This is a genomic window from Halorussus lipolyticus (genome assembly GCF_029338375.1).
Taxonomy (GTDB): Archaea; Halobacteriota; Halobacteria; order Halobacteriales; family Haladaptataceae; genus Halorussus; species Halorussus lipolyticus.
This window is the reverse complement of record NZ_CP119804.1, coordinates 2,433,958-2,456,803: the sequence shown is the minus strand read 5'-3', so window position 1 is coordinate 2,456,803 and position 22,846 is coordinate 2,433,958. Positions and strand designations below refer to the sequence as shown.

General features: G+C 62.6%; 16 protein-coding genes, 2 tRNA genes and 3 rRNA genes. 13 read left to right on the top strand and 8 right to left on the bottom strand.

What is annotated here, in order from left to right; translation table 11 throughout:
• The first annotated feature begins 9 nt into the window (after nucleotides 1-9).
• The 3 genes from P2T57_RS12410 to pheT all read left to right on the top strand — a co-directional run bounded on the left by P2T57_RS12410 (nucleotide 10) and on the right by pheT (nucleotide 4,794).
• A complete protein-coding gene (locus P2T57_RS12410) occupies nucleotides 10-1,188 on the top strand; it encodes an aspartate kinase (protein ID WP_276299527.1) in 1,179 nt (392 codons plus the stop codon).
• Nucleotides 1,189-1,561: 373 nt separating this feature from the next.
• Nucleotides 1,562-3,070, top strand: a complete 1,509-nt coding sequence (pheS, locus tag P2T57_RS12405) for a phenylalanine--tRNA ligase subunit alpha (protein ID WP_276299526.1) — start codon at nucleotides 1,562-1,564, stop codon at nucleotides 3,068-3,070.
• Complete coding sequence (pheT, locus tag P2T57_RS12400; protein ID WP_276299525.1) at nucleotides 3,070-4,794, top strand: phenylalanine--tRNA ligase subunit beta; 1,725 nt, start codon at nucleotides 3,070-3,072, stop codon at nucleotides 4,792-4,794. The genes pheS and pheT overlap by 1 nt, the downstream gene beginning before the upstream one ends.
• A gap of 76 nt (nucleotides 4,795-4,870) precedes the next feature.
• Here the strand turns inward: pheT and P2T57_RS12395 are convergent, their stop codons facing one another.
• Both P2T57_RS12395 and P2T57_RS12390 read right to left on the bottom strand, forming a co-directional pair.
• Nucleotides 4,871-5,926, bottom strand: coding sequence for a quinone-dependent dihydroorotate dehydrogenase (locus tag P2T57_RS12395; protein WP_276299524.1), 1,056 nt, complete (start codon nucleotides 5,924-5,926; stop codon nucleotides 4,871-4,873).
• A gap of 45 nt (nucleotides 5,927-5,971) precedes the next feature.
• Entirely contained in the window at nucleotides 5,972-6,169 is a 198-nt protein-coding gene (locus P2T57_RS12390) for a hypothetical protein (RefSeq protein WP_115798291.1), read from the bottom strand.
• A 251-nt stretch (nucleotides 6,170-6,420) separates the two neighbouring features.
• Between P2T57_RS12390 and P2T57_RS12385 the strand changes: the two genes are divergently transcribed.
• From P2T57_RS12385 to P2T57_RS12350, 8 genes are all read left to right on the top strand, one after another.
• Complete coding sequence (locus P2T57_RS12385) at nucleotides 6,421-6,729, top strand: non-histone chromosomal MC1 family protein (protein WP_276299523.1); 309 nt, start codon at nucleotides 6,421-6,423, stop codon at nucleotides 6,727-6,729.
• A gap of 949 nt (nucleotides 6,730-7,678) precedes the next feature.
• A 16S ribosomal RNA gene (locus tag P2T57_RS12380) occupies nucleotides 7,679-9,150 on the top strand.
• A 150-nt stretch (nucleotides 9,151-9,300) separates the two neighbouring features.
• A tRNA-Ala gene (locus tag P2T57_RS12375) sits at nucleotides 9,301-9,372 on the top strand.
• A 229-nt stretch (nucleotides 9,373-9,601) separates the two neighbouring features.
• A 23S ribosomal RNA gene (locus tag P2T57_RS12370) occupies nucleotides 9,602-12,516 on the top strand.
• A gap of 138 nt (nucleotides 12,517-12,654) precedes the next feature.
• A 5S ribosomal RNA gene (gene rrf, locus P2T57_RS12365) occupies nucleotides 12,655-12,776 on the top strand.
• The 16S, 23S and 5S rRNA genes sit together here with 2 tRNA genes alongside, the layout of an rRNA operon.
• Nucleotides 12,777-12,906: 130 nt before the next feature.
• Nucleotides 12,907-12,982, top strand: a tRNA-Cys gene (locus tag P2T57_RS12360).
• 197 nt (nucleotides 12,983-13,179) lie between these two features.
• A complete protein-coding gene (locus tag P2T57_RS12355) occupies nucleotides 13,180-13,599 on the top strand; it encodes a hypothetical protein (protein WP_276299522.1) in 420 nt (139 codons plus the stop codon).
• A gap of 2 nt (nucleotides 13,600-13,601) precedes the next feature.
• Complete coding sequence (locus P2T57_RS12350) at nucleotides 13,602-15,584, top strand: right-handed parallel beta-helix repeat-containing protein (RefSeq protein ID WP_276299521.1); 1,983 nt, start codon at nucleotides 13,602-13,604, stop codon at nucleotides 15,582-15,584.
• Between the two features lie 14 nt (nucleotides 15,585-15,598).
• Here P2T57_RS12350 and P2T57_RS12345 read toward each other — a convergent pair whose 3' ends face one another.
• From P2T57_RS12345 to P2T57_RS12335, 3 genes are read right to left on the bottom strand one after another with little or no spacing between them, the layout of a single operon-like run.
• Complete coding sequence (locus P2T57_RS12345) at nucleotides 15,599-16,309, bottom strand: 5-formyltetrahydrofolate cyclo-ligase (protein ID WP_276299520.1); 711 nt, start codon at nucleotides 16,307-16,309, stop codon at nucleotides 15,599-15,601.
• A 1-nt stretch (nucleotide 16,310) separates the two neighbouring features.
• Nucleotides 16,311-17,312, bottom strand: coding sequence for a Gfo/Idh/MocA family protein (locus tag P2T57_RS12340; RefSeq protein WP_276299519.1), 1,002 nt, complete (start codon nucleotides 17,310-17,312; stop codon nucleotides 16,311-16,313).
• 30 nt (nucleotides 17,313-17,342) lie between these two features.
• Nucleotides 17,343-18,872 carry a molybdopterin-dependent oxidoreductase gene (locus P2T57_RS12335; RefSeq protein WP_276299518.1) on the bottom strand — a complete coding sequence of 510 codons (1,530 nt, stop codon included), beginning with the start codon at nucleotides 18,870-18,872 and terminating at the stop codon, nucleotides 17,343-17,345.
• A gap of 157 nt (nucleotides 18,873-19,029) precedes the next feature.
• Between P2T57_RS12335 and P2T57_RS12330 the strand changes: the two genes are divergently transcribed.
• Nucleotides 19,030-19,839 (top strand): hypothetical protein, encoded by an 810-nt coding sequence (locus P2T57_RS12330; protein ID WP_276299517.1) that lies wholly within the window; start codon nucleotides 19,030-19,032, stop codon nucleotides 19,837-19,839.
• Between the two features lie 163 nt (nucleotides 19,840-20,002).
• Here the strand turns inward: P2T57_RS12330 and P2T57_RS12325 are convergent, their stop codons facing one another.
• The 3 genes from P2T57_RS12325 to P2T57_RS12315 form a co-directional block, all read right to left on the bottom strand.
• Nucleotides 20,003-20,203 (bottom strand): DUF8123 family protein, encoded by a 201-nt coding sequence (locus P2T57_RS12325; protein WP_276299516.1) that lies wholly within the window; start codon nucleotides 20,201-20,203, stop codon nucleotides 20,003-20,005.
• A 119-nt stretch (nucleotides 20,204-20,322) separates the two neighbouring features.
• A complete protein-coding gene (gene endA / locus P2T57_RS12320; protein ID WP_276299515.1) occupies nucleotides 20,323-21,381 on the bottom strand; it encodes a tRNA-intron lyase in 1,059 nt (352 codons plus the stop codon).
• Between the two features lie 44 nt (nucleotides 21,382-21,425).
• Nucleotides 21,426-22,208 (bottom strand): endonuclease NucS domain-containing protein, encoded by a 783-nt coding sequence (locus P2T57_RS12315; RefSeq protein ID WP_276299514.1) that lies wholly within the window; start codon nucleotides 22,206-22,208, stop codon nucleotides 21,426-21,428.
• Between the two features lie 107 nt (nucleotides 22,209-22,315).
• On the opposite strand from P2T57_RS12315, the gene P2T57_RS12310 reads away from it, so the two are divergent.
• Nucleotides 22,316-22,846: a DUF7342 family protein gene (locus P2T57_RS12310; protein ID WP_276299513.1), complete on the top strand. Its 531-nt coding sequence runs from the start codon at nucleotides 22,316-22,318 to the stop codon at nucleotides 22,844-22,846.

Here is a 22,846-nt window from a genome sequence, read left to right as displayed (position 1 = left end):
GGTGATAGTATGCGAGTAGTAGCCAAGTTCGGCGGTACTAGCCTCGGAAGCGGCGACCGAATCAACCGCGCGGCGGACTCGGTGGCCGACGCCGTGGCGCAGGGCCACGAAATCGCGGTGGTCGCCAGCGCGATGGGCGACACCACCGACGAACTCTTGGACGAAATCGAGTTCGAGACCGAGGAGCAAGACCGGGCCGAAATCGTGAGCATGGGCGAGCGCACCAGCGTCCGGATGCTGAAAGCCGCCCTCTCTGCCCGCGGCGTCGAGGCCGTCTTCGTGGAACCGGGAAGCGACCGCTGGCCCGTCTTCACCGACGAGCGCGGCGAACTCGACGCCGAGCGAACCCAGCAGGCCGCAGAGGAACTCACCGCGGAACTCGACGACGTGGTGCCGGTCATCACCGGGTTCCTCGCCGAGGACCCCGAGGGCAACGTCACCACGCTCGGTCGGGGCGGCTCTGACACGACCGCAGTGATGCTCGGCAACTACATGGACGCCGACGAGGTTGTCATCGTAACCGACGTCGAGGGCGTCATGACCGGCGACCCCCACGTTGTGGAGGGTGCGCGGAACGTCGGCGAAATCTCGGTGGACGAACTCCGGAACCTCTCGTTCCGCGGCGCGGAGGTGGTCGCGCCCAGCGCGCTGTCGTACAAAGACGAGAACCTGCGGGTCCGCGTGGTCCACTATCAGCACGGCGACCTGCTGGCCGGCGGGACCGACGTGACCGGCGAGTTCGAGAACCTCGTGGACATGCGCGAGGAGCCACTCGCCTGCCTCACCGTCGCGGGCCGGGCGATTCGGAACCGACCCGGAATCTTACAGGAGCTTTCGAGCGCGCTCGGCGAGAGCGACATCAACATCGACGCCACCTCCAGCGGGATGGATTCGGTGACGTTCTACGTGGACGAGTCGGTGGCCGAGCGCGCCGAGAACATCCTCCACCGAGAGGTCATCGAGGAGGACTCCCTATCGAGCGTCACGGTGGACGACGAGGTGGCGGTCATCCGAGTCGTCGGCGGCGAACTCCCCACCCAGTCGGGAGTCATTCAGGAGTTGGTCAACTCCCTCTCAGAGGACCACATCACCATCCACGACCTCATCACCAGCGCGACCAGCGTGGCGGTGTTCGTGGACTGGGCCGACCGCGAGGACACGCTCGAAATCATCCAGAGCGAGTTTTAGCAACCATAATTATTTCTTTGCCAATTGTTTAGTTGTCTTTGAGCGCAAAGTCTGCTCGGAAAATCCCTACCGGCATCCGTTTCGACCCGGACCTCCCCGGAACGTTTTTCACGGATTACGAACAACTCCCGCGTATGCCATCCGAACCCCAGACCGGTGGTAGCGTTCGCCAGCCACGCCAACAGCGTGCGGGGTTCGGCTTCTTCTTCGCGCCCTGACGAGCGGTGAACTCCCGGTCGGACGAGACTCCGACCGGGACGAAACCGCTCGCGCGAGGCCGGTCCGAGCAGTGGGACCGTCTCCGGATTCGGCCGCGCTTCAGAAACGATAAGCGGGCGCACGGGCACGTAACCACAAAGAGAGCCAACGGACGATGAAACTACCCGAATCACAGGTCGCGGTACTACAGGCCGCGAGCGCGAACGACGCACAGACTTTCGAGCAGTTAGCGGACGAGACCGGTCAGAAACCCGAGACCATCGCGGGCGCGGCCTTCGAGTTGGAGGACGCCGGCCTCGTGACGGTCTCCGAGACCACCGACGAATCGGTCGCAATCACCGAGGAGGGCCGCGAGTACGTCGTGGATGGCTTACCCGAGGTCCTCCTCTACGAGGCCGCACTCGACGCCGGGGCCGACGACGAACCCGCCCAGATGGGTCGGGTCATCGGCCAGTCCGGTCTCGAAGGCCCGCAGGTTGACATCGCCCTGTCGAACTACGCCCGGAAGGGCTACGGGACCATCGAGAGCGGCGAGATTACGGCCGACCCCGACGCCGACCCCGAGAGTGACGCCGAGGCGAAGCTCCTCGCTGACCTCGACGCGGGCGAGTCGGTCGAAGACGCCGGCGTGGTCGAGCAGTTGGAGAGCAGAGGCCTCGTCACCGTCTCCGAATCGACGGTTCGGTCCGTCACCCTCACCGACGAGGGCGTGACCGCGCTGATGGAGGGCGTCGAGACGGCCCAGACCGTGGGCCAACTCACGCCAGAGATGCTGACCTCCGGCGAGTGGCGCGACGTGGAGTTCGCCGAGTACAACGTCGAGGCCGACGCCGAGCGCGTGGACGGCGGCAAGACCCACATCCTGCGCCAGACCGCCAACAGCGTGAAGGACACGCTGGTCGGCATGGGCTTCGAGGAGATGGAAGGCCCGCACGTGGACGCCGACTTCTGGATTAACGACGCGCTGTTCATGCCCCAAGACCACCCGGCCCGGACCCACTGGGACCGGTTCGCGCTGGACAACCCCGAGCAAATCGGCGACCTGCCCGCGGACCTCGTGGAGCGGGTCGAAAACGCCCACCACGAGGGCGTCGGCGACGACGGCGAGGGGTACCACTCGCCGTGGGATGAGGACTTCGCTCGGGCGCTGGCGCTCCGGGGCCACACCACCTCGCTGTCGATGCGGTACCTCTCGGGCCACGCCGAGGGCGAACTGGAGCCTCCCCAACGGTTCTTCAGCGTCGAGAAAGTCTACCGCAACGACACCCTCGACCCGACTCACCTGCTGGAGTTCTACCAAATCGAGGGGTGGGTGATGGCCGAGGACCTGTCGGTCCGGGACCTGATGGGGACCTTCGAGGAGTTCTACGAGCAGTTCGGCATCACGGACATCGAGTTCAAGCCCCACTACAACCCCTACACGGAGCCGAGTTTCGAGTTGTTCGGCACCCACCCGACGACCGGCGAGATGGTCGAAATCGGAAACAGCGGGATGTTCCGCGAGGAGGTCCTCGAACCCCTCGGCGTCGAGTGCGACGTGATGGCGTGGGGCCTCGCGCTGGAACGCCTGCTGATGTTGATGTACGGCTTCGAGGACATCCGCGACGTTCACGGGACGCTGTGTGACCTCGAACTGCTCCGCGAGACGGAGGTGCTACACTGATGCCTGTCGTAGACGTGAATCCCGACGAACTCCGGGAACTGACCGGTCACGACGAGAAATCGGACGACGAACTGCTAGACGACCTGTTCGCGCTCGGATTGGAGTACGAGGGTCGAACAGAGGACGACGACTTCCAACTCGAGTTCGCGCCCGACCGTCTCGACCGACTCTCGGTCGAAGGAGTCGCGCGCTCGCTTCGCTACCAGTACGGCGACGACCGAGGAGTCTACGTCCCCTCGACTAACGACGCCGACTGGACCATCGAAGTCGAGGAGTCGGTTCCCGACGAACGCCCCTACGTCACCGGCGCAGTGATTCGTGACGTGGACTTGGACGACGAGGCGCTGGACTCGCTCATCCAACTGCAGGAGAAACTCCACGCCACGATGGGCAGAAAGCGGGCCAAGGGTGCCATCGGCATCCACGACCTGACGATGCTGAAAGGCACCGCGGTCACCGAGGAGGGCGCGGAACTCGGCAAGTCCATCACCTACCGGGGCATCGACCCCGACGGCGACCGGTTCGTCCCCCTCGACTCGGACGCCGAGATGACGCCCGACGAGGTGCTTCGGTCGCACCCGACCGGAGAGACCTACGCCGACCTCGTGTCGGAGTACGACCGTTACCCCGCGATTTACGACGACATCGGCCTGTTCTCCTTCCCGCCGGTCATCAACGGCCGCCGGACCGAGGTCTCGACCGACTCGCGGGACCTGTTCGTCGAACTGACGGGGACCGACCAGTGGACCATCGACCACATGTGCAGTATCATCTGTTACGCCCTCGACGCCCGCGGTGCGAGGGTCGAGGAGGTCGAGGTCAACTATCCGGACCGGACCCTCGTGCGCCCGGACCTCGAAGTCCGCGAGAAGACGGTGACTCACGAGCGCATCGAGCGCACCCTCGGCATCGACCTGAGCGCCGAGCGCGTCATCGACCTGCTGGAACGCTCTGGTCTCGACGCCGAGACGAAGGAAGTCGGAGACGACGAAGTGGCCTACGAGGTCGAAGTACCGCCCTACCGGGTGGACGTGCTTCACCCCCTCGACATCGTGGACGACGTGGGCAGGGCCTACGGCTTCAACGACCTCGAACCGCGCTACCCCGACGTGGGGACGGTCGGCAGTAGACACGACCGCTCGAAGTTGGAGGACGCCGCCCGCGACGTACTGGTCGGGTTGGGCTTCGAGGACCTGCTCAACTTCCACATGATTAACGAAGCCGAGAACTTCGAGCGCATGCGCCTCTCCGAAGGGGATTCGGTCGTCGGCGCTGACGAACCCGCGACCATCCTCGAACCCTACAGCGAGGACTACACCATGCTCCGGACGTGGGCGCTCCCCTCGCTCATGATGGTGCTGGAAAACAACACCCACCGGGCCTACCCGCAGGACCTCGCCGAAATCGGCTTCACAGCGCACGTGGACGAAAGCGAGAACACGGGCGTCGCCGAGCGCCGGACAGTTGCCGGAGTCCTCGCGCGCCACGACGCCTCCTACGAGGACGCCAAGGCCCGACTGCAGGCCATCGCGCGCAACTTCGACGTGGACCTCGAAACGCCTGCAACTGACCACCCGACGTTCATCGACGGTCGCGCGGCAGAAATCGTGATGGACGGCGAGTCGGTCGGCGTCCTCGGCGAGATTCACCCCGAGGTGCTGGTCGGACACGACCTCGAACTGCCGGTGGCAGGCTTCGAGTTCCGACTCGACGCGCTCGAATAGCTCTCCCCCGATTCTCCGCGCCTTCGCTTTTGCTCTGTGCGACTCTCTCGTTACTTCGAGCTATCTCGACGCGAGGTCAGTCGAGGTCCGCGCCGACGACCTCCTCTACCGAGTCGAAGCCGTCGCGCTCCAGCAGGTCGAGGAGTCCCTCGTTGATGTCCCGCGCGATGGACGGACCCCGGTAGACGAGACCAGTATATAATTGAACAACGTGCGCGCCCGCGCGTAACTTCCGGTAGGCGTCCTCCGCAGTGAAGACGCCGCCGACGCCGACGACCGGCACGTCCACCCGCTCGGCGACGAACCGGACCATCTCCGTGGCTCGGGATTCGATAGGTTTGCCGGAGAGACCGCCCTCCTCGGCGCGATTGTGGCTTTCGAGGGTATCCGGGCGGTCGGTGGTGGTGTTGGTGGCGATGACGCCATCTAGGCCGAGTTCGTTCACGAGGTCCAGCGCGTCCTCGATTGCGGGGTCCGGCAGGTCGGGTGAGAGTTTGACGAGGAGGGGACTCGCGCCCGCGTCTTGGAGCGTCGTGAGGATGGCCTCCATCGAATCGCGGTTCTGGAGGTCACGGAAGCCCTCGGAGTTGGGACACGAGACGTTGACCACGAAGAAATCACCGCCATCGGCGACTCGCTGGTAGGTGTAGCGGTAGTCCTCGGGCGCGTCGTCGATGGCGACGTGTTCGGTCTTGGCGAGGTTGACCCCGACTGGTACGTCCGCGTCGGTCGCCGTGAGGCGTTCGCCCACCACGTCCGCGCCGTGGTTGTTCAGGCCCATCCGGTTGACGATGCCTCGGTCCTCGCGCAGGCGGAACATCCGCGGGCGGAGGTTACCCGACTGGGGGTCGGCCGTGACGCCGCCAACCTCGACGTAGCCGAAGCCGAGAGCCGACAGCATCTCGGGGAGTTGGGCGTTCTTGTCGAACCCGGCGGCGACGCCGACGGGATTGGGGAACTGCTGGTCGAAGGCCTCGACGCGGAGCCGGTCGTCGGAGACGACGTACTGAGACCGGAGCGCGTCGGCTATCGGGGTTCCCTGTGCGAATCGCATCCCTGCGTGGACCGCATCGTGTGCGGTCTCGGCAGGCAGACCGAACAGCAGTGGTTTCACCAACTGGTAGCCGTTCATTGTAGGACTACCCCGCCTCCGGTGGCAAAAAGGCCTCGTTCCGACTTAGAACTCGTGTTCGACCTCGTCTTTGTCGGCCTTCTGGATGATGATTTTGTCTTCCCTGACGCGCACGAACACCTCGTCGCCGATGTCCATGCCGGCGACGGCGAGTTCGTCCTCGTGCAAGTTGATGTGGACGTTGTGATACTCGCCGTCCTCGCCTTTTGCGCCACTAGGGCTGAGCTTCTTTTTCCGTACCATCGCGGTATCGTATTCGTAAGTTCGCCCCAGATTATACTTAAGTGTTTTCTACCGACCGACCCCGTTCCCATTCGCTTCAGTCTACGAACGCCCCTGACTTACGTCTCGTGGTCCGGCTCACGGTGTGCGCGTTTCCGGGGCAAATCGCCGGACGGCGCGAACGCCATATATAAAAGTTCCGCTGAAAATGGCTCATATCGGCGATATATTTATAGTTGGTCCTGTGCTGGGTTGGCATGGAGGAGAAAACCATGGTACGTGAAGACGGTAAGCGGAATTTTGCGCTCCGAGGAACCGACGGTGACGAGAGTAGTGTCTTCTCGGGGAACACTCCTCGGCAGGCCGCACTGAAAGCGGCCCGACGCCTCGACCCGGCGTCGTCGGAAGACGCGGCCAACCGAACCGAGATTCGACTTCGAGAGAAAGGCACCGACAAAGTACACATTTATGAAGGCTGGGCATGGCACGAATCTGCCCCCGACGACAAACCCGACTGGATGCCGGACGAGATCACCGAGGCCAACGTCTCGAAGCAGGGCATCGAACACCTCGATGAGTAGCCCGTCCGGGAACTACTTTTCATCCATTTTCGCCGCTTCGATCATATAGTGTTCTTCGCGTGCGCGAGCGAGATAGATGGGATTATTGGGACGGTCCCTGTAGATACACTTGCGCGGGCACCACCCGCCGCGACGACGCGCACGATGCGCAGAATGACCGGCCCGTTCTCCTCCCGCGCTACATTTCACACGCTGGCTCGACCACAGAACTACGTACTGATTACTCGTCTCAGGATTCCAACTAGTAACAACGTTACTCTGTCGATACCCTGAAACCGCGTGACGTGATTGGCACGTCACTACACCTCTAAGAGATTCGCATTCGACGGCCTTAAGTGTAACCCGGCCATTCGTTTGAATGCGAACGAGGTCCGGTGGTTTGGGCCTCCGAGAAACGGCGAGAATCGACGCCTTTTTAAGGCGTCTTGGCCGTTTCTCGAAACAAATCCCAATCCGTTGCCCTTAAATGTACTGGGGTACTCGGTTTGGGCGTGAGCGCCCTCGTGCGATTTGCGAGGTGCGAAACGCTTCCAATCCGATGCCCTTAAGTGTGATGGGGTACTTGGATTGGATGTGACGAGCCTTCGGGGGTCTTCCCACCGAAGGACGAACGCGGTTCGGTGCCCTTAAGTAGTATGGGTTCCTTGAACCATAACGCAGAGAAAGACTCGACGCGATTCGCGTGGCGTTCAACCCGTCACGCAGTCTCGGACTGCGAACGAACTTCGATGGGTTTATGACCCATCGAAGACAACGTTCAGGTCCGAAGGAAATGAGGATTCCACCCCTGCGGTCCGCCGTACACGATGGGATCTGATGTTAGCCCTGGCAGTTCGGTGACACCCGGCCAACGAAGTGGTTAGGGGTCGTCGAACTGACGGACCATACCATACATTGACACGATAGCGTGTCTCCGCCAGAAACCCACCGAGCCTTGTGCTCGGCAACCATTCCGGTTGATCCTGCCGGAGGCCATTGCTATCGGAGTCCGCTTTAGCCATGCTAGTCGCACGGGTTTAGACCCGTGGCAGATAGCTCAGTAACACGTGGCCAAACTGTCCTATGGATCGAGATAACCTCGGGAAACTGAGGCTAATCTCGAATAAGGTTTCCACTCTGGAGTGAAGGAAACTGGAAACGCTCTGGCGCCATAGGGTGTGGCTGCGGCCGATTAGGTAGACGGTGGGGTAACGGCCCACCGTGCCGATAATCGGTACGGGTTGTGAGAGCAAGAGCCCGGAGACGGAATCTGAGACAAGATTCCGGGCCCTACGGGGCGCAGCAGGCGCGAAAACTTTACACTGCACGATAGTGCGATAAGGGGACTCCGAGTGCGAGGGCATATAGTCCTCGCTTTTGTACACCGTAAGGTGGTGTACGAATAAGGACTGGGCAAGACCGGTGCCAGCCGCCGCGGTAATACCGGCAGTCCAAGTGATGGCCGCTATTATTGGGCCTAAAGCGTCCGTAGCCAGCCAGACAGGTCCGTCGGGAAATCCACGCGCTTAACGCGTGGGCGTCCGGCGGAAACCAGCTGGCTTGGGGCCGGAAGACTCGAGGGGTACGTCCGGGGTAGGAGTGAAATCCCGTAATCCTGGACGGACCACCGGTGGCGAAAGCGCCTCGAGAAGACGGACCCGACGGTGAGGGACGAAAGCTAGGGTCACGAACCGGATTAGATACCCGGGTAGTCCTAGCTGTAAACGATGCTCGCTAGGTGTGGCGTTGGCTACGAGCCAGCGCTGTGCCGTAGGGAAGCCGAGAAGCGAGCCGCCTGGGAAGTACGTCCGCAAGGATGAAACTTAAAGGAATTGGCGGGGGAGCACTACAACCGGAGGAGCCTGCGGTTTAATTGGACTCAACGCCGGACATCTCACCAGCTCCGACTGCAGTAACGACGGTCAGTCTGATGGGCTTACCCGAGCTGCAGAGAGGAGGTGCATGGCCGCCGTCAGCTCGTACCGTGAGGCATCCTGTTAAGTCAGGCAACGAGCGAGACCCGCATCCCTAATTGCCAGCAATACCCTTGTGGTAGTTGGGTACATTAGGGAGACCGCCACGGCTAACGTGGAGGAAGGAACGGGCAACGGTAGGTCAGCATGCCCCGAATGAGCTGGGCTACACGCGGGCTACAATGGCCACGACAACGGGTTCCAACCCCGAAAGAGGACGGTAATCTCTTAAACGTGGTCGTAGTTCGGATTGAGGGCTGAAACCCGCCCTCATGAAGCTGGATTCGGTAGTAATCGCGCTTCAGAAGAGCGCGGTGAATACGTCCCTGCTCCTTGCACACACCGCCCGTCAAAGCACCCGAGTGAGGTCCGGATGAGGCCACCATCCGGTGGTCGAATCTGGGCTTCGCAAGGGGGCTTAAGTCGTAACAAGGTAGCCGTAGGGGAATCTGCGGCTGGATCACCTCCTAACACACGGGACCAGGTCGACACGACCTGGCCCACCACCGTCTGTCATCACGACAGACACACGAGGGTTCCTCGACGACCTCGACCACTTTGCTGGTCGGGCACCTTTGAACTGCCAGGGCTAATTTAACCCTCCCTGTTCTGGGGAGGTGGGCCCATAGCTCAGTGGTAGAGTGCCTCCTTTGCAAGGAGGATGCCCTGGGTTCAAATCCCAGTGGGTCCATGCCGTGGGTTGAATCAAACCGTGTCCCTTAAGTGGGAGACGGCGCAACGATTCAATCCACACTAACCGATGCACTACTCCGTGAAAGCGCGAGTAGGAAGGGTTCGATGCACGCTCCCGTATCACCTATGGGACGTGATGATGACGACCGTATGTACGTGCAATCCAGGCGTCCACTGGATCCGAATGCAGTGTTCCGGGTCAAGTGCGATGCAACACACGATAACCAACAGCGTGGCTACTGTGCCAGCTGGTGGATGGCTCGGCTCGAGCGCCGATGACGGACGTGCCAAGCTGCGATAAGCCTGAGGGAGCCGCACGGAGGCGAAGAACTCAGGATCTCCGAATGGGAATCCCCACAGCAATTGCCTTGCGCAATGGGGAACGCCGGAAATTGAAACATCTCAGTACCGGCAGGAAAAGAAACCGAATGGGATGTCGTTAGTAACCGCGAGTAAACGCGACCCAGTCCAAACCGAAGCCCTTACGGGCAATGTGGTGTTCGGACTAACTCTCAGCGCTCGACCACTCAACCGAAGTCTCCTGGAATGGAGCGCGATACAGGGTGAAAGCCCCGTACGTTGAGTTAGTACAGCGTGCGTTAGTTCCAGAGTAGCAGGGATTGGATATTCCTTGTGAATACCGCGGGCATTAACCGCGAAGACTAAACACGACTCGAGACCGATAGCGAACAAGTAGCGTGAGCGAACGCTGAAAAGCACCCCACAAAGGGAGGTGCAATAGCGCCTGAAATCAGTTGGCGATCGAGCGACGAGGCTCAAAAGGTCCAATGATAAACGACACGACCGCAAGGTCGCAGTAGGACTCATTGGAAGCCGGTGTCTCGTCGTACGTTTTGAAAAACGACCCAGGGAGTGTGTCTGATTGGCAAGTCTAACCGGTGAACCCGGGAGGCATAGGGAAACCAACATGGCCGCAGTCTTTGACGAGGGCCGCCGTCTTCAAGGGCGGGGAGTCAATCGGACACGACCCGAAACCAGATGATCTACGCGTGGGCAAGGTGAAGCGTGCCGAAAGGCACGTGGAGGCCTGTTAGGGATGGTGTCCTACAATACCCTCCCGTGACCTACGTGTAGGGGTGAAAGGCCCATCGAATCTGGCAACAGCTGGTTCCAACCGAAACATGTCGAAGCATGACCTCCGCCGAGGTCGTCCGTGAGGTAGAGCGACCGATTAGGAGAACCACCTCCGAGAGGAGTTGGTCTCCTTGTCAAACTCCAAACTTACGGACACTGTCGACGCGGGGAATCCGGTGTGCGGGGTAAGCCTGTGCACCAGGAGGGGAACAACCCAGAGCCGGGTTAAGGTCCCAAAGTGTAGACTAAGTGCGATTGAAGGTGGTCTCAAGCCCTAGACAGCCGGGAGGTGAGCTTAGAAGCAGCTACCCTCTAAGAAAAGCGTAACAGCTTACCGGCCGAGGTTTGAGGCGCCCAAAATGATCGGGGCTCAAGTCTACCACCGAGACCTGGCCGCACCCATCACAGGGTGATCGAGTAGGTTTGGCATTCCGGTCGGATGGAAGCGCGGGCGAGAGTTCGCGTGGACCGAACGGGAACGAAAATCCTGGTCATAGTAGCAGCGTTAGTCGGGTTAGACCCCCGACGGCCTTACGAGCAAGGGTTCCTCGGCAATGCTGAACAGCCGAGGGTTAGCCGGTCCTAAGTCTCACCGCAACTCGAATGAGACAACAGGGAAACGGGTTAATATTCCCGTGCCGCTATGCAGTGAAACCGACGCCTTGGGAACCATCAAGCCGGGCATTCGCCCGGTCGAATCCGAGAACTTCGTGGAAGCCGTAATGGCACGAAGCGAACGAAGCCGGAGATAGCGCAAGTTGATGTTACCTAGGGCCCGTGAAAAGGGAGCATAGCGTCCGTACCGAGATCCGACACAGGTGCTCAGGCGGAGAAAGCCAAGGTCTGTCGGGAGCAACCGACGTTAGGGAATTCGGCAAGTTAGTCCCGTAAGTTCGCGATAAGGGATGCCTGCCTCGGATAGAGGCAGGTCGCAGTGACTCGGACGCTCCGACTGTCTAGTAACAACATAGGTGACCGCAAATCCGCAAGGACTCGTACGGTCACTGAATCCTGCCCAGTGCAGGTATCTGAACACCCGGTACAACGGGGCGAAGGACCTGTTAACGGCGGGGGTAACTATGACCCTCTTAAGGTAGCGTAGTACCTTGCCGCTTCAGTAGCGGCTTGCATGAATGGATCAACGAGAGCGTCACTGTCCCAACGTTGGGCCCGGTGAACTGCACGTTCCAGTGCGGAGTCTGGAGACCCCCAAGGGGAAGCGAAGACCCTATAGAGCTTTACTGCAGGCTGTCGCTGGGACACGGTCGCTGATGTGCAGCATAGGTAGGAGGCATTACAGAGGTACCCGCGCTAGCGGGCCACCCAGCCATCATTGAAATACTACCGTCAGTGACTGTGACCCTCACTCCGGGAGGAGGACACCGGTAGCCGGGCAGTTTGACTGGGGCGGTACACGCTCGAAAAGATATCGAGCGTGCCCCAAGATTTCCTCATCCGGGTCGGGAACCCGGAACAGAGCGCAAGAGCAAAAGGAAGTCTGACAGTGTCCTACACAACGAGGGACGCTGACGCGAAAGCGTGGTCTAGCGAACCAATCAGCCTGCTTGATGCGGGCGATTGATGACAGAAAAGCTACCTTAGGGATAACAGAGTCGTCACTCGCAAGAGCACATATCGACCGAGTGGCTTGCTACCTCGATGTCGGTTCCCTCCATCCTGCCCGTGCAGAAGCGGGCAAGGGTGAGGTTGTTCGCCTATTAAAGGAGGTCGTGAGCTGGGTTTAGACCGTCGTGAGACAGGTCGGCTGCTATCTATTGGGGGTGTTACGGTGTCTGACAAGAACAATCGTATAGTACGAGAGGAACTACGATTGGTCACCACTGGTGTACCGGTCGTCCGAAAGGGCGCGTGCCGGGCAGCCACGTGACACGGGGTAAGAGCTGAACGCATCTAAGCTCGAAACCCACTTGGAAAAGAGACACCACCGAGACCACTCGTAGAAGACGAGTTCGATAGACTCGGGATGTACGCGCCGAGGCAACGAGGCGTTCAGTCCGCGAGCACTAACAGGTCAAGCCAACACTCATATCAGGTGTTGCAACTCTCGCACTGACTCGAACACGGCGTTCGGGTCCAGGCGCAAACTGGATTGCACGTACATTACGGTCGTAGTCGAACCACCGACACTGGCATACCATCGCGGTTCGATTCCGCGAGTCGGCGTTAAGGCGGCCAGAGCGGCAGGGTGACACCCGTACCCATCCCGAACACGGAAGTTAAGCCTGCCTGCGTTTCGGTTAGTACTGGAGTGCGCGAGCCTCTGGGAACCCCGATTCGCCGCCTCCATTCATACAACCCTCACACAGCACGATGCTGTGTGGGGGTTTTTTCATTTCGAACGACCAGCACCATCTGACGGCGATAACCGCCGTAGACCGCTATATTTAAGCGCGACGAGCATATACCAGAAGATAGCGCCAAGGTGGCAGAGTCCGGCCGAACGCAGCGGCCTGCAGAGCCGCCTACCGCCGGTTCAAATCCGGCCCTTGGCTTTGTTCCGTATTCAACTGGTGAGCATCGTCTCACTGTAAGTGGCAATGTCCGTATATTCTATCTGAAAACCCTGTCGAGTGCGCTCGATACGGACCATCGACGAATAACTAATTAGGTAAAATCACTGATTATTATCAGGGCCAAATCTTGTCTTTTTTGCGTATGATTTAATATATGTCCCGCAGAATCGAAAGATATGCTTGACCGACGGTCGTTGCTTCAAAGTCTTTCTGTCGCTGGTCTCACAGGTCTTGCGGGGTGTGGCGGTGACCTCGACCTCGAAACGGGAGGACCGACCGAAACACGAGGACCGTCCGAGACGACGACTACGACTGTCGGGACGACCACACCGGTCCGAACGACGACGACGACCGTCGGAACCGCGACGGTCGGCGGGACCACCGACGAGGAGGACCCGGAGACACCAGACGCATCGCCGACGACGACGGCTACCTCGACCACGCCGACGGAATCGTCGCCGAGCAACCCCGGAAATGGCGGCGGTGGCTCGAACGGTGGTGGGTCCGAGACGCCGACAACGACGACGACCACATCCGACCCCGAAGTCGATGTGGGTTCAGACGTTCGGGTCGGTAACGAAACGGACGTGAACTAACGATGGCTGATAAAGTCCTGTTCCAGACTGACGACGCACTGAGCGAAACCAACCTCGCCATGTGGCGCGCGCGAGACAACAGTACCGATTACGTCGAGCGTGGCCTCGAAGTGACGCCCGACTGGGCGAACGCCACGTTCGACATCACCGCGGGGCACGCGGTACTCAAGGACGGCGCGAAGGCCTACGACGTGTTCGCCGATGCCCGGTCGGGTCTCTCGCTCGCCGACTCGAAGGGGATGAACTACGTCTTCTTGGTGATGGACTCGGCCAATCAGAACGCCGTTCAGTTCGTGGTCAACGCCGACAAGTCCCAGCCGAGCAAGCCGTCTCTGCTGGTTCAGACACTGGACGCGAACGCCCAGAGTTCGTCGCCGGTGAACCGGCAACCGAAGGCGAAGTTCGATTCGCTCGGCACTGGTGAGTTGAAAACCGATTCGCAGACGGGTGTAGCTGATACCTTCGTCACCGACACGTCGGAACTCGAATCTGCCTTCGCCGGTCTCTCGGCGGGCGAGACTGTCCGTATCGCTCAACCGGACGAGCCGTATCGCCCGAGCGGGTGGCTCGACATCGATACCAGTCGCGTGACGGTCATCGCCGAAACCCCGTTCGCTCGGGACGGTCAGCCGCTCATCAAACCTGCCGACGGAAGCGACGTGGGCGGAATCCGCGTCGGCCACAACGCTTCCGCCGAACACGTCCACGTCGAAGGTATCGGCTTCCACGGCAACACCAACAACATGTCGGACTCGGCCAAGCGCCTCCATGGGTTCGTCGCGGACAACAAAGCTTCTCACGTCACCTTCCGCGACAACGTCGTGACCCGGACCCACCCCTACAGCGAACACGACTCTGGCGGAAGCGGGTTCACCGTCAGGAAGGGAGCGACGAACGTGGAAATCGTGGATAATCTCACCGACGACATCGGTAACCACGGGATTCAGGTCGCTGGCACGGACATTTCCGTCCGGGAGAACGTCCTCACAGACGGGTTCGGACACAGCATCGCGCTCAACGTGACCCATCCCGGCGGCACCTCCTACGTCGCCAAGAACGTGAGCGTGGTGGACAACTTCGGTCGCAACGACCAGGCGTCGCGGAACGCGGAGGGAAGCTTCGTCGGATTCGAGGGGTCGAAACAGCGGAGCGAACGCGGCTATTTCAGCATCCTCGGGAACTTGGCCACAGGACAGCATCGCAAACTCGCTCAGTTGGCGAACACGCGAATGGATATAAAAGCAATCTCGGTCGTGGGTAACGTCGGCGACGGGCAGAACAGTGACCACGCCGGTATCAAGAGCGCGGTCAAGAGCGAGGACTCGTGGGTGAACATCAGCAACAACGTACTGCTCGGATACAGCTACGGGGGCATCCGGGTCACGAAGGGTAACAACGTGAATATCGTGAACAACCTCGTCGCGGATGTCGGTTCGCCCGGAACGACTCACGAGGACGGGATTCGGACGACGGGATACGCGAATCACAACGTCGTCGGAAACATCGTTCAGGGCGCGCAGGGAATCGGCGTCCGCGTCCAGAACCAGTTAGGCTCCGCCACGGTCGCGCAGAATCAGGTCCGGTGGTGTGGAAAGCAGGGCATCGTCGTCAATCAGGGCGGTTCGTCCGGTGACCGCGGTGCGCTCGTCACCGGAAACGCGCTCGCCGAGAACGACCGGGGGAATGGCGGCGTCCCCGAGTTGGACGTGCGGACAGACAACGTCCTCGCGGTCGGAAATCTAGTGTCTATCCGAGGCCAGAGCGCGAGTGCGTCGTTCTCCGACGCCGGGAGCAACAACCTCTGGGTCGGGAACATGGCTCCCGCGGACGGAAGTGCGTGGTCGATAGGTTCCGCGTCGGGCGCTCGGACGATGGCGAATCGGCCCAACCCGGCCGGAAAGGGCGTCGTCCTGACGAGTCCGAACGGCACCGAGTACGAGGTCACGGTGGCCGACGACGGGACGCTGAACACGACTCAGCTCTGAGGCTCGCTCGCGTCTCAGGGTTGGTGCGTTTCTAACACCGGAATCTCGGTGATTCGCTCGTCGTCCAGTGCGTCCCAGAACACGCCCGGTGGTCGCTCGAACTCGGTTGCGGTCCGAATCGTCTCGGTCGGCGTCACCACCAAATCCATCGGCACGTCGTGGGCCTCGACTGCGACCGCTTCCTCGACGACCTGCGAGTCGTGGACTGTCGTCGAAACTGGCGTCTCGTCGTCCACCAGTCCCAACTCCCGGAGGACCGCGTATTCGAGGTCACTGTACCCTTCGCCCTTGCCGACTCTCGCCCCTGCGCTCGTGACCGCGACGCTCCCCGAGACCACGAGGCCGAGCGACGCCACGTCCTCGGGACCGACCTGCCGGGCGTACTCCTCGACGTGCGAGATGGTCGGGGCGCTGTCGTACTCGTCCGCAGAAATCTCCGCGGGGTCGAGTTCGTAGAAGGGCTTCTCGTCCCGGAGTCGGGGCACCGCCATGTAGACAGTCTTGCCTTCCCGGAGCGCGCGCCGCCGAACCGGCAACTGCGGAGCGTCGGGGTTGGCCTTGATGGCCTCGGCGCTCTGCCACGCCTCGGTCTCGGCCAAGCGGTCGGCGGCGTCCTCGGCCCCTGCGAAGTTCGGGATGCGGTCGTGAGGAGGAAACGGAAAGCGCGCGATGCCCTCGTCTTCGAGGAGGTCCCAGATTCGCTCCCGAAGCGCCTGCTTAGTCATCTCACCGACCTCCATCGACCGGAACCGGGTCCCCGCGCTCTGCGCTCTCGTAGAGCGCGTCGATGGTCGCCATGTTCCGGACCGCCTCGTCGGCGTCGGTCCGAGGACCGTCCCCCGACGCGACGCACTCGGCGAAGTGTTCGACCTCCAGTCGGTACTGGTCGGTCGGGTCGAACGATTCGACGACGCGGCGGCCATCGACCTCGTACTCGATTTCGACCCCCTCGTCGCCCCGCGGGACGAACGCCTCGCTCGCCTCCAACCAGCCGTTTTCGGCCTCGACGCGGTAGGATTGGGTGTCCAAAGTCTCGAATCCACAGGAGATTTCGGCGGTCGCGCCCGCTCCGGCCCGACCGTCACCGTCGTACTCCAGCACGCCGGCGAGTTTCGTGTCAACGCCGTAGTCGCCCGCGTCGTGGGTCGTCGCGTAGGCCCGGTCGGGGTCGCCCAAGAAAAGCCGCACAGCGCTGACCGCGTAACAGCCGACGTCCATCAGACTCCCACCCGCGAGGTCCGGATTCAGGCGCACGTTGTCCGGGTCGTCCATCGGGAACTGGAAGGTGGCTCTCACCGACCGGACCTCGCCCAACTCGTCGCGGACGATTTCGGCGGCGCGCTCGGTTCTGGGGTGGTAGCGGTACATGAACGCCTCCATCAGCGTGACTCCCTGCTCGTCGCAGTAGTCGCCGACTTCGCGGGCCGCGTCGGCATCGACCGCGAGAGGTTTCTCGCAGAGGACGTCGAGGCCGGCGTCGGCGGCTTGCTTCGTCCACTCGGCGTGGAGCGCGTTCGGCAGGGGGTTGTACACCGCGTCCAAGTCGTCGTCAGCGAGCAGTTCGTCGTAGGAGCCGTAGGCCCGCGGAATCCCGAACTCGTCGGCGAACTCCTCGGCGCGCTCACGGTCCCGCGAGCAGACTGCCAGCAGTTCGTGGTCGGTGTCTCGAATTGCGGGGGCGACTGCCGCGCGGCCGATGTTGGCGGTGCTGAGAATTCCGAAGTTCATGTCCGACACCTCGCGCGCCCGCGGGAAAAATCATGCTTCGACGGTCCGGGAGACCCACCCGGTCGCGCCGCTCGGGTAGGGTTGGGAGAACGCCCGCGGTTGCAGGTCGCCCTCCCCGTCTGTCGCGCGGACGACCACCTCGTGTTCGCCCGGTTCGGCGTCCCACTCGTAGCGCCACTGTCGCCACACGTCGTCGCCGGGGAGCGGTTCCGAGAGGGTGGCCTCGTCCCACGACTCGCCCCCGTCGGTCGAAACCTCGACTCGCTCGATTCCGCGGGTCCCGGCGTAGGCGTGGCCAGCGACCTGCACTCGCTCGCCGCTCCCGCTGTCCAGCCGATTCACAGCGTGAAGCTTGGCGACGGTGTTCACCGGTCCGGTCCCGTGCCACCCTCGCTTCTCCCAGTAGCCCTTCTGCTCGTCGGCCAGCACTTCGATTTCGTCTATCCACTTGACGTTGATTTCGCCCCAGTGGCCCGGCACGAGGAGCCGCACGGGATACCCATGCCCGCGAGGAAGTCGCCGGCCGTTCATCCCGAACGCGAGGAAGGAATCTTCGAGCGCGGACAGGGGGAACTCCTGATAGTAGCCGTCAACCGCGCGGACCAGCACGCAACAGGCGTCCGAACCCTGCGGGCGCGCTTCGTCTAAGAGTTCACTCGTGGGCACACCGGTCCAGACCGCGGTGTCTATCTTGTGTCCGTTGAGCGACTCGCCGACGCACCGGAGCGTGACCAGTCGGTTCTCGACTGCTTCCATCCCCGATAGCTCCTCGAAATCGACCGAGACCTCCTGCTCGACCTCGCCCGTGACCGAGAGGCCCCACTTGTCGTCGCTGGGGTTCGGGTTCACGTTGTCGATGTCCACCTCGTAGAACTCGTCGGTCGGGGTAACGAGGCCAGAGAGGTCGGCCACGTCGAACGAGCGGTCGTCGGCGCGCGAAAGCAGGCGGTCGGCCTCGGCGTGGGTCTCGTCGTCGGTCACGGTCGAAATCGGTCCCGGTTCGACGCCGGTGATGCTCGCGCCGCGGTAGGCCGCGAACCCGGCGAAACCGACCAGCGACCCGACCGCCCCGAGGACTTTCCGGCGCGAGGACGAGACCCGCGCTCCTCGGCTCTCCCGTCCCACGGCCCACCCGCGTTCGGCGACGGCGAGGGTCGCGGCAATCGGTCCGGCCGTGGCCAGCGACTGCTCCGGTGCGCCGGTCGCTACGACCGCGAGGAGCCAGCTACCGACCCCGCCGACAGCGACCGAGGTGTAGGGGACCTCCGAGCGCGCGCCGAGTCGAATCCCCGCGAACGCGATTCCAGCGAGGACGCCCACCGCGAGGACCGCCGCGACTCCGAGCGCGAGGAGGTGGCCCGCGTCGCCCAGATTCCGGATTGCCGCGGTCATCACCGCACCCGGTGCGAGACCAACGACCAGCGCCGAGACGGGCGCGACGACGAACTCGGGGGTGCGCCCGGCGACGGCGAACGACCCGGAGACGCCCGCAACTCCGGCACTCGCCGCGACCGCAATCTCCGCGCGCGAGACGTTCGGGGCAACGTGGGGGTCGTCCATGGCTCGTGTTACCAGTCGAGCGACAAGGGGATTGGGACGAGTCTCGGTCCCGGACCGAACACCTTCCCCGAGGGAGTGGAAAATCGCCGACCCGGACGCCCCGTCTCCCACCGCAGAAAAGTAATCATTAAACGGCGCGCGTCGAAACGCTTCGAACATGCAACGACGAGCCGCGACGGTGTACGCCGTCCTCTTTCTCGTAATCGCCGCTGGGTCCTACTCGCTCATCGGTGTGGCCCAAGAGCCGGGCATCGACGTACAAGGGGACTCGTACGCCGAAAACGAAACGCTGACCGTCAACGGCATGGAGTACACGGTCGCGTCGGTCGGCGACGGAGAGGGAACGCTGTCGAGAGTCAACGAGTCGGCGCGCTACACCGCGACGCTGGCGAACAACTCGACCATCCAGCGCGACGGTGACACCTACCGGGTCCTCATCCCGAACGAGTCCGACCCCGGACAGTTCACCCTCCAACAGGAGTTCAACCTGAGCGAGAACCTCACCACGGTCATGCAGAACGAGACGGAGTACGTCGTCGTGGACGAGGAGGGTAACAAGTCGCTCGTGCCCGTCGATGAGTACAAGCTCCAGCAGTTCGGCGAACCCGCCACCGAGCAGTACGCCGAGGGCGACACCTACCAGTACGAGGGCAACGAGACCACCGTGAGCAACGTCACCGTCTCGGAGGCCACGCTCGCGTGGAACGCGCCCCGGACGCTCCAAACCTCGGTCGCCGACGGTAGCAACGTCACGCTCGGCCCCGAGGACGACAACCAGACGTTCGTCGCGCACTTCCCTGAGGGACAGGACGGCATCGTCCTCTCGACTCAGACCGCCGAGTACCAGTCGCAGGTCAACGACATCGACGACTTCAACGAGCGCATGGCGGGCCTGTGGGGCATCGTCATCCTGAGCGGCCTCACGGTCGCCCTGCTGTTGGGACTGGCCTTCCTGCCGAACAAGTAACGGTCGGTTCCCGCCCCGATTGCTCCGATTTTTCGCGTAATCGTTTTCCCACTACTCGGTCTGCCGTTATTCGGTCTGCCGTCGCGGCCGTCCCGCAATCACCGATTTGGGACTAGAAATTCTTCCCGAAGAAAACGTTTTCAATTGCGAAAGAAACGAATAATCACTTACGGGCGAGCCACGCCAGTCCCGCGCCGACCGCGATGGCGGCGACTGCGCCGAGCATCTGTCCGACCATCAGGAGCGCGCCGCCGGACTTGTACGCCCACGGCGTCCCAGCGATGGTCATGACGCCGACGAGGACCAGCAGTACGCCGAAACCGATTCCGAGCGGTTCGAGTCTGTCCGCGGTTGCGGTGGCCATGGTTCAGTTCTCCGGCCCCGTCGGGTTAACTGTTGTTGAAGCGAACGAAGCGAGCGATACCGTGGTAGAAGTGGTATTAGATTTCAGTCGGGCGATTTGGTCGCGTTCCGTGTCTCACGTCACGGCGTGAGTCGGCCCACCGAAATCCAATCGGTTATCTCGTCGTCTGGGCCGACGAGCGCGAAGACCATTCGCTTTCGGACCCCGTGGGCCAGTCGCACGTCGAGCGCGAGGTCACGGGGCGAGAAAACGTGGTCGGTCGGCAGTACCCTGACCAGACACTCCGAGTGGCCCAAGTCGTCGGCCGACTCCACGTCGGCGTAGGTCCGGAAGTCCGACCCGAACTTGAACCCGGTCTTGGGCACGACGCCGCGCTCCCGGAGCGCCCGGTAAATCCGTCGTCGTCGGTCGAATCGCTGGCCCTCGACCGCTCGGCCGCGTTCGCGGACCGCCGTCGCCGCGTCAGTTCCCTCGTCGTCGCCACTCAGCGAGATGACGCCCTCGTCGGCGAGATAGGCCGCTTCGACCAGCGACAACTGGAGGGCGTCCGGCCGGTTCCGACCGCCGTCGTGGTCGTCCAGCGACTGGCCGTAGAACCCTCGCTGGTGCAGGACCTCCGGCGGGTCCCAAATCAGCACGCGGTCGTCCAGCAGGTCGGCCGGGACGCCCCGCGGGAGGTCGGTCTCGGAACTGCCCCTGAGGTCGGCCCGGTCGGTTTCGAGGTAGGTGATTTCGCTCTCCTCGTCCACCACCGCCAGCACCACGTCGCCCAACTCGTCGGCGGGCACGTCGGCGCGCTCCCCGACCACCCGGACTTGGTAGAGGACCGCATCGTCCCACGGTCCCTTGCCCCGCGGGTAGACCACGAAGTCGGAGGTGGACCGCGGCCCGTCCACCCACCCGTCTCGGGCGGGCGAGAGGTAGAACCCCCGGTCGCGCAGGTCGGCGTAGACCAGAAACCGCGTCGTAATCTCGTCGTCCGCGTCGGCGAGGAGTTCCCGAAAGTTCATTCCTCCAACCGAGTCCAAGTCGCCCTTGAACAGCAGGTAGGCGGCCTCGACCCGCGACAGCGCGATTTCCTGTCCGCCGAGGGGCCTGCCGTACCCGCTGGAGTCGTAGTAGCGCTGGCGGGCGTCACCGCCGACCACCACTTCGTCGTCTCGCAGGCGTCCGTCCATGCCTCTCGTTCCGGTTCCGTGCGTCAAACGGCTTCCGGTTCGGCCTACCTGTCAGTCTCCGGGGTCCGAGGCGACGACCGGTCCTCGTCGCAGTTCGAGTCGAGACAGCGAGTGGCCTCGTCACTGGCGGACCCGCCACCTCCGACCTCCGGCAGTCCGCACTCGCAGGCCCCGGAGACCGTCTCCCGAGGAAGGGCAAAGGTCTCGTCGCAGTCGGGGTGGTCCTCGCACCGCAGAAACAGGGTGCGCTCGCGGACGACTCGCAGGTCGGCCCCGCAGTCGGGACACGCCCACTCGCGGTCGAATCGCTCGCGCACCGCGGCGTCGAGGTCCTCGCACTCCCGGTCCACGCAGATTTCGAAGCGCGCTCCTCGGACCACGGACATCCGGGGCAGGCCGCAGTCGCACGTCGAGTCGGCCATCCCGGCGTCGCGCGGCAGGGGGTACTCGGCCCGGCAGTCGAGGCAGGTGACTGCCCCGCGAGCGCGGACGAGGGTCCCGTCGCAGTCGGGACAGGTGCCCACCGCCGTTCCTGCCGGGGTCACGTCGTGACTGGCGCGCGCCGAATCGCCCTCGCTCTCGACCCGGAGGCGTTCGCCGTCGTCCACCGCGATGAGGGCGAACTCGCCGTCCTCGGTCTGTTCGAGGTGGACTGCGCTCGACCGGGTGAGCCACGCGACTGGCTGATACCCCTCGGCGTCGTGGACGAGGACGGTCCCGTCGGGCTTGTGGACGACCACGACGCGGCCTCGCTGGATGCGGAGTTCGTCGCTTCCGTGGTAGGTGACGGTACACTCTCCGGCGTAGACGCGAACGGTCTGAGTCACGGACCGGATTCGTCCCGTCTTCGGATTTAAACTCTCGTGCGGCTACAGCAATCCGTAAATATTTCCCGAGAACAAGAACTATATCCGAATACAACAATATCTTAAGCATGACTGGTTCCGACGTTTCGGACGGCCCGCCTCCGTTCGAGGACGCCTTCAGTAGCGACGACGCCGAGCAACAGATTTACGCGGAGATGCTTCAGACTCGGACCCCGACTGCGGCGAGCGCAATCGCGGAAACTGTCGGTTGCGACCCCAAAACTGCCCGGAAGTATCTCCGATGGTTCGCGGAACTCGGAATCGTCACCCGACACGAGGGACACCCGACTACCTACGAGCGCAACGATTCGTACTTCGAGTGGCGGCGCATCAATCGACTCGCGGCCGAACACTCGGCCGAGGAGCTTCGACGCCACGTCCGAGAGCGCTCCGAGAAGATAGCGGCCTACGAATCCGAGTACGACGCATCGACCCCTGACGAGGTCGATGCGCTTCGAGTCGCGGATTCGAGAACGGACAAGAGCATCGACGACGTGTACGACGACCTCGGAGACTGGCAGACGGCCCGCCGCGAGCGTCGGCAGTACGAACGCGCCCGCCAGCGACGTACCGGGTCCACCGAACAGGCTTCCGGATAG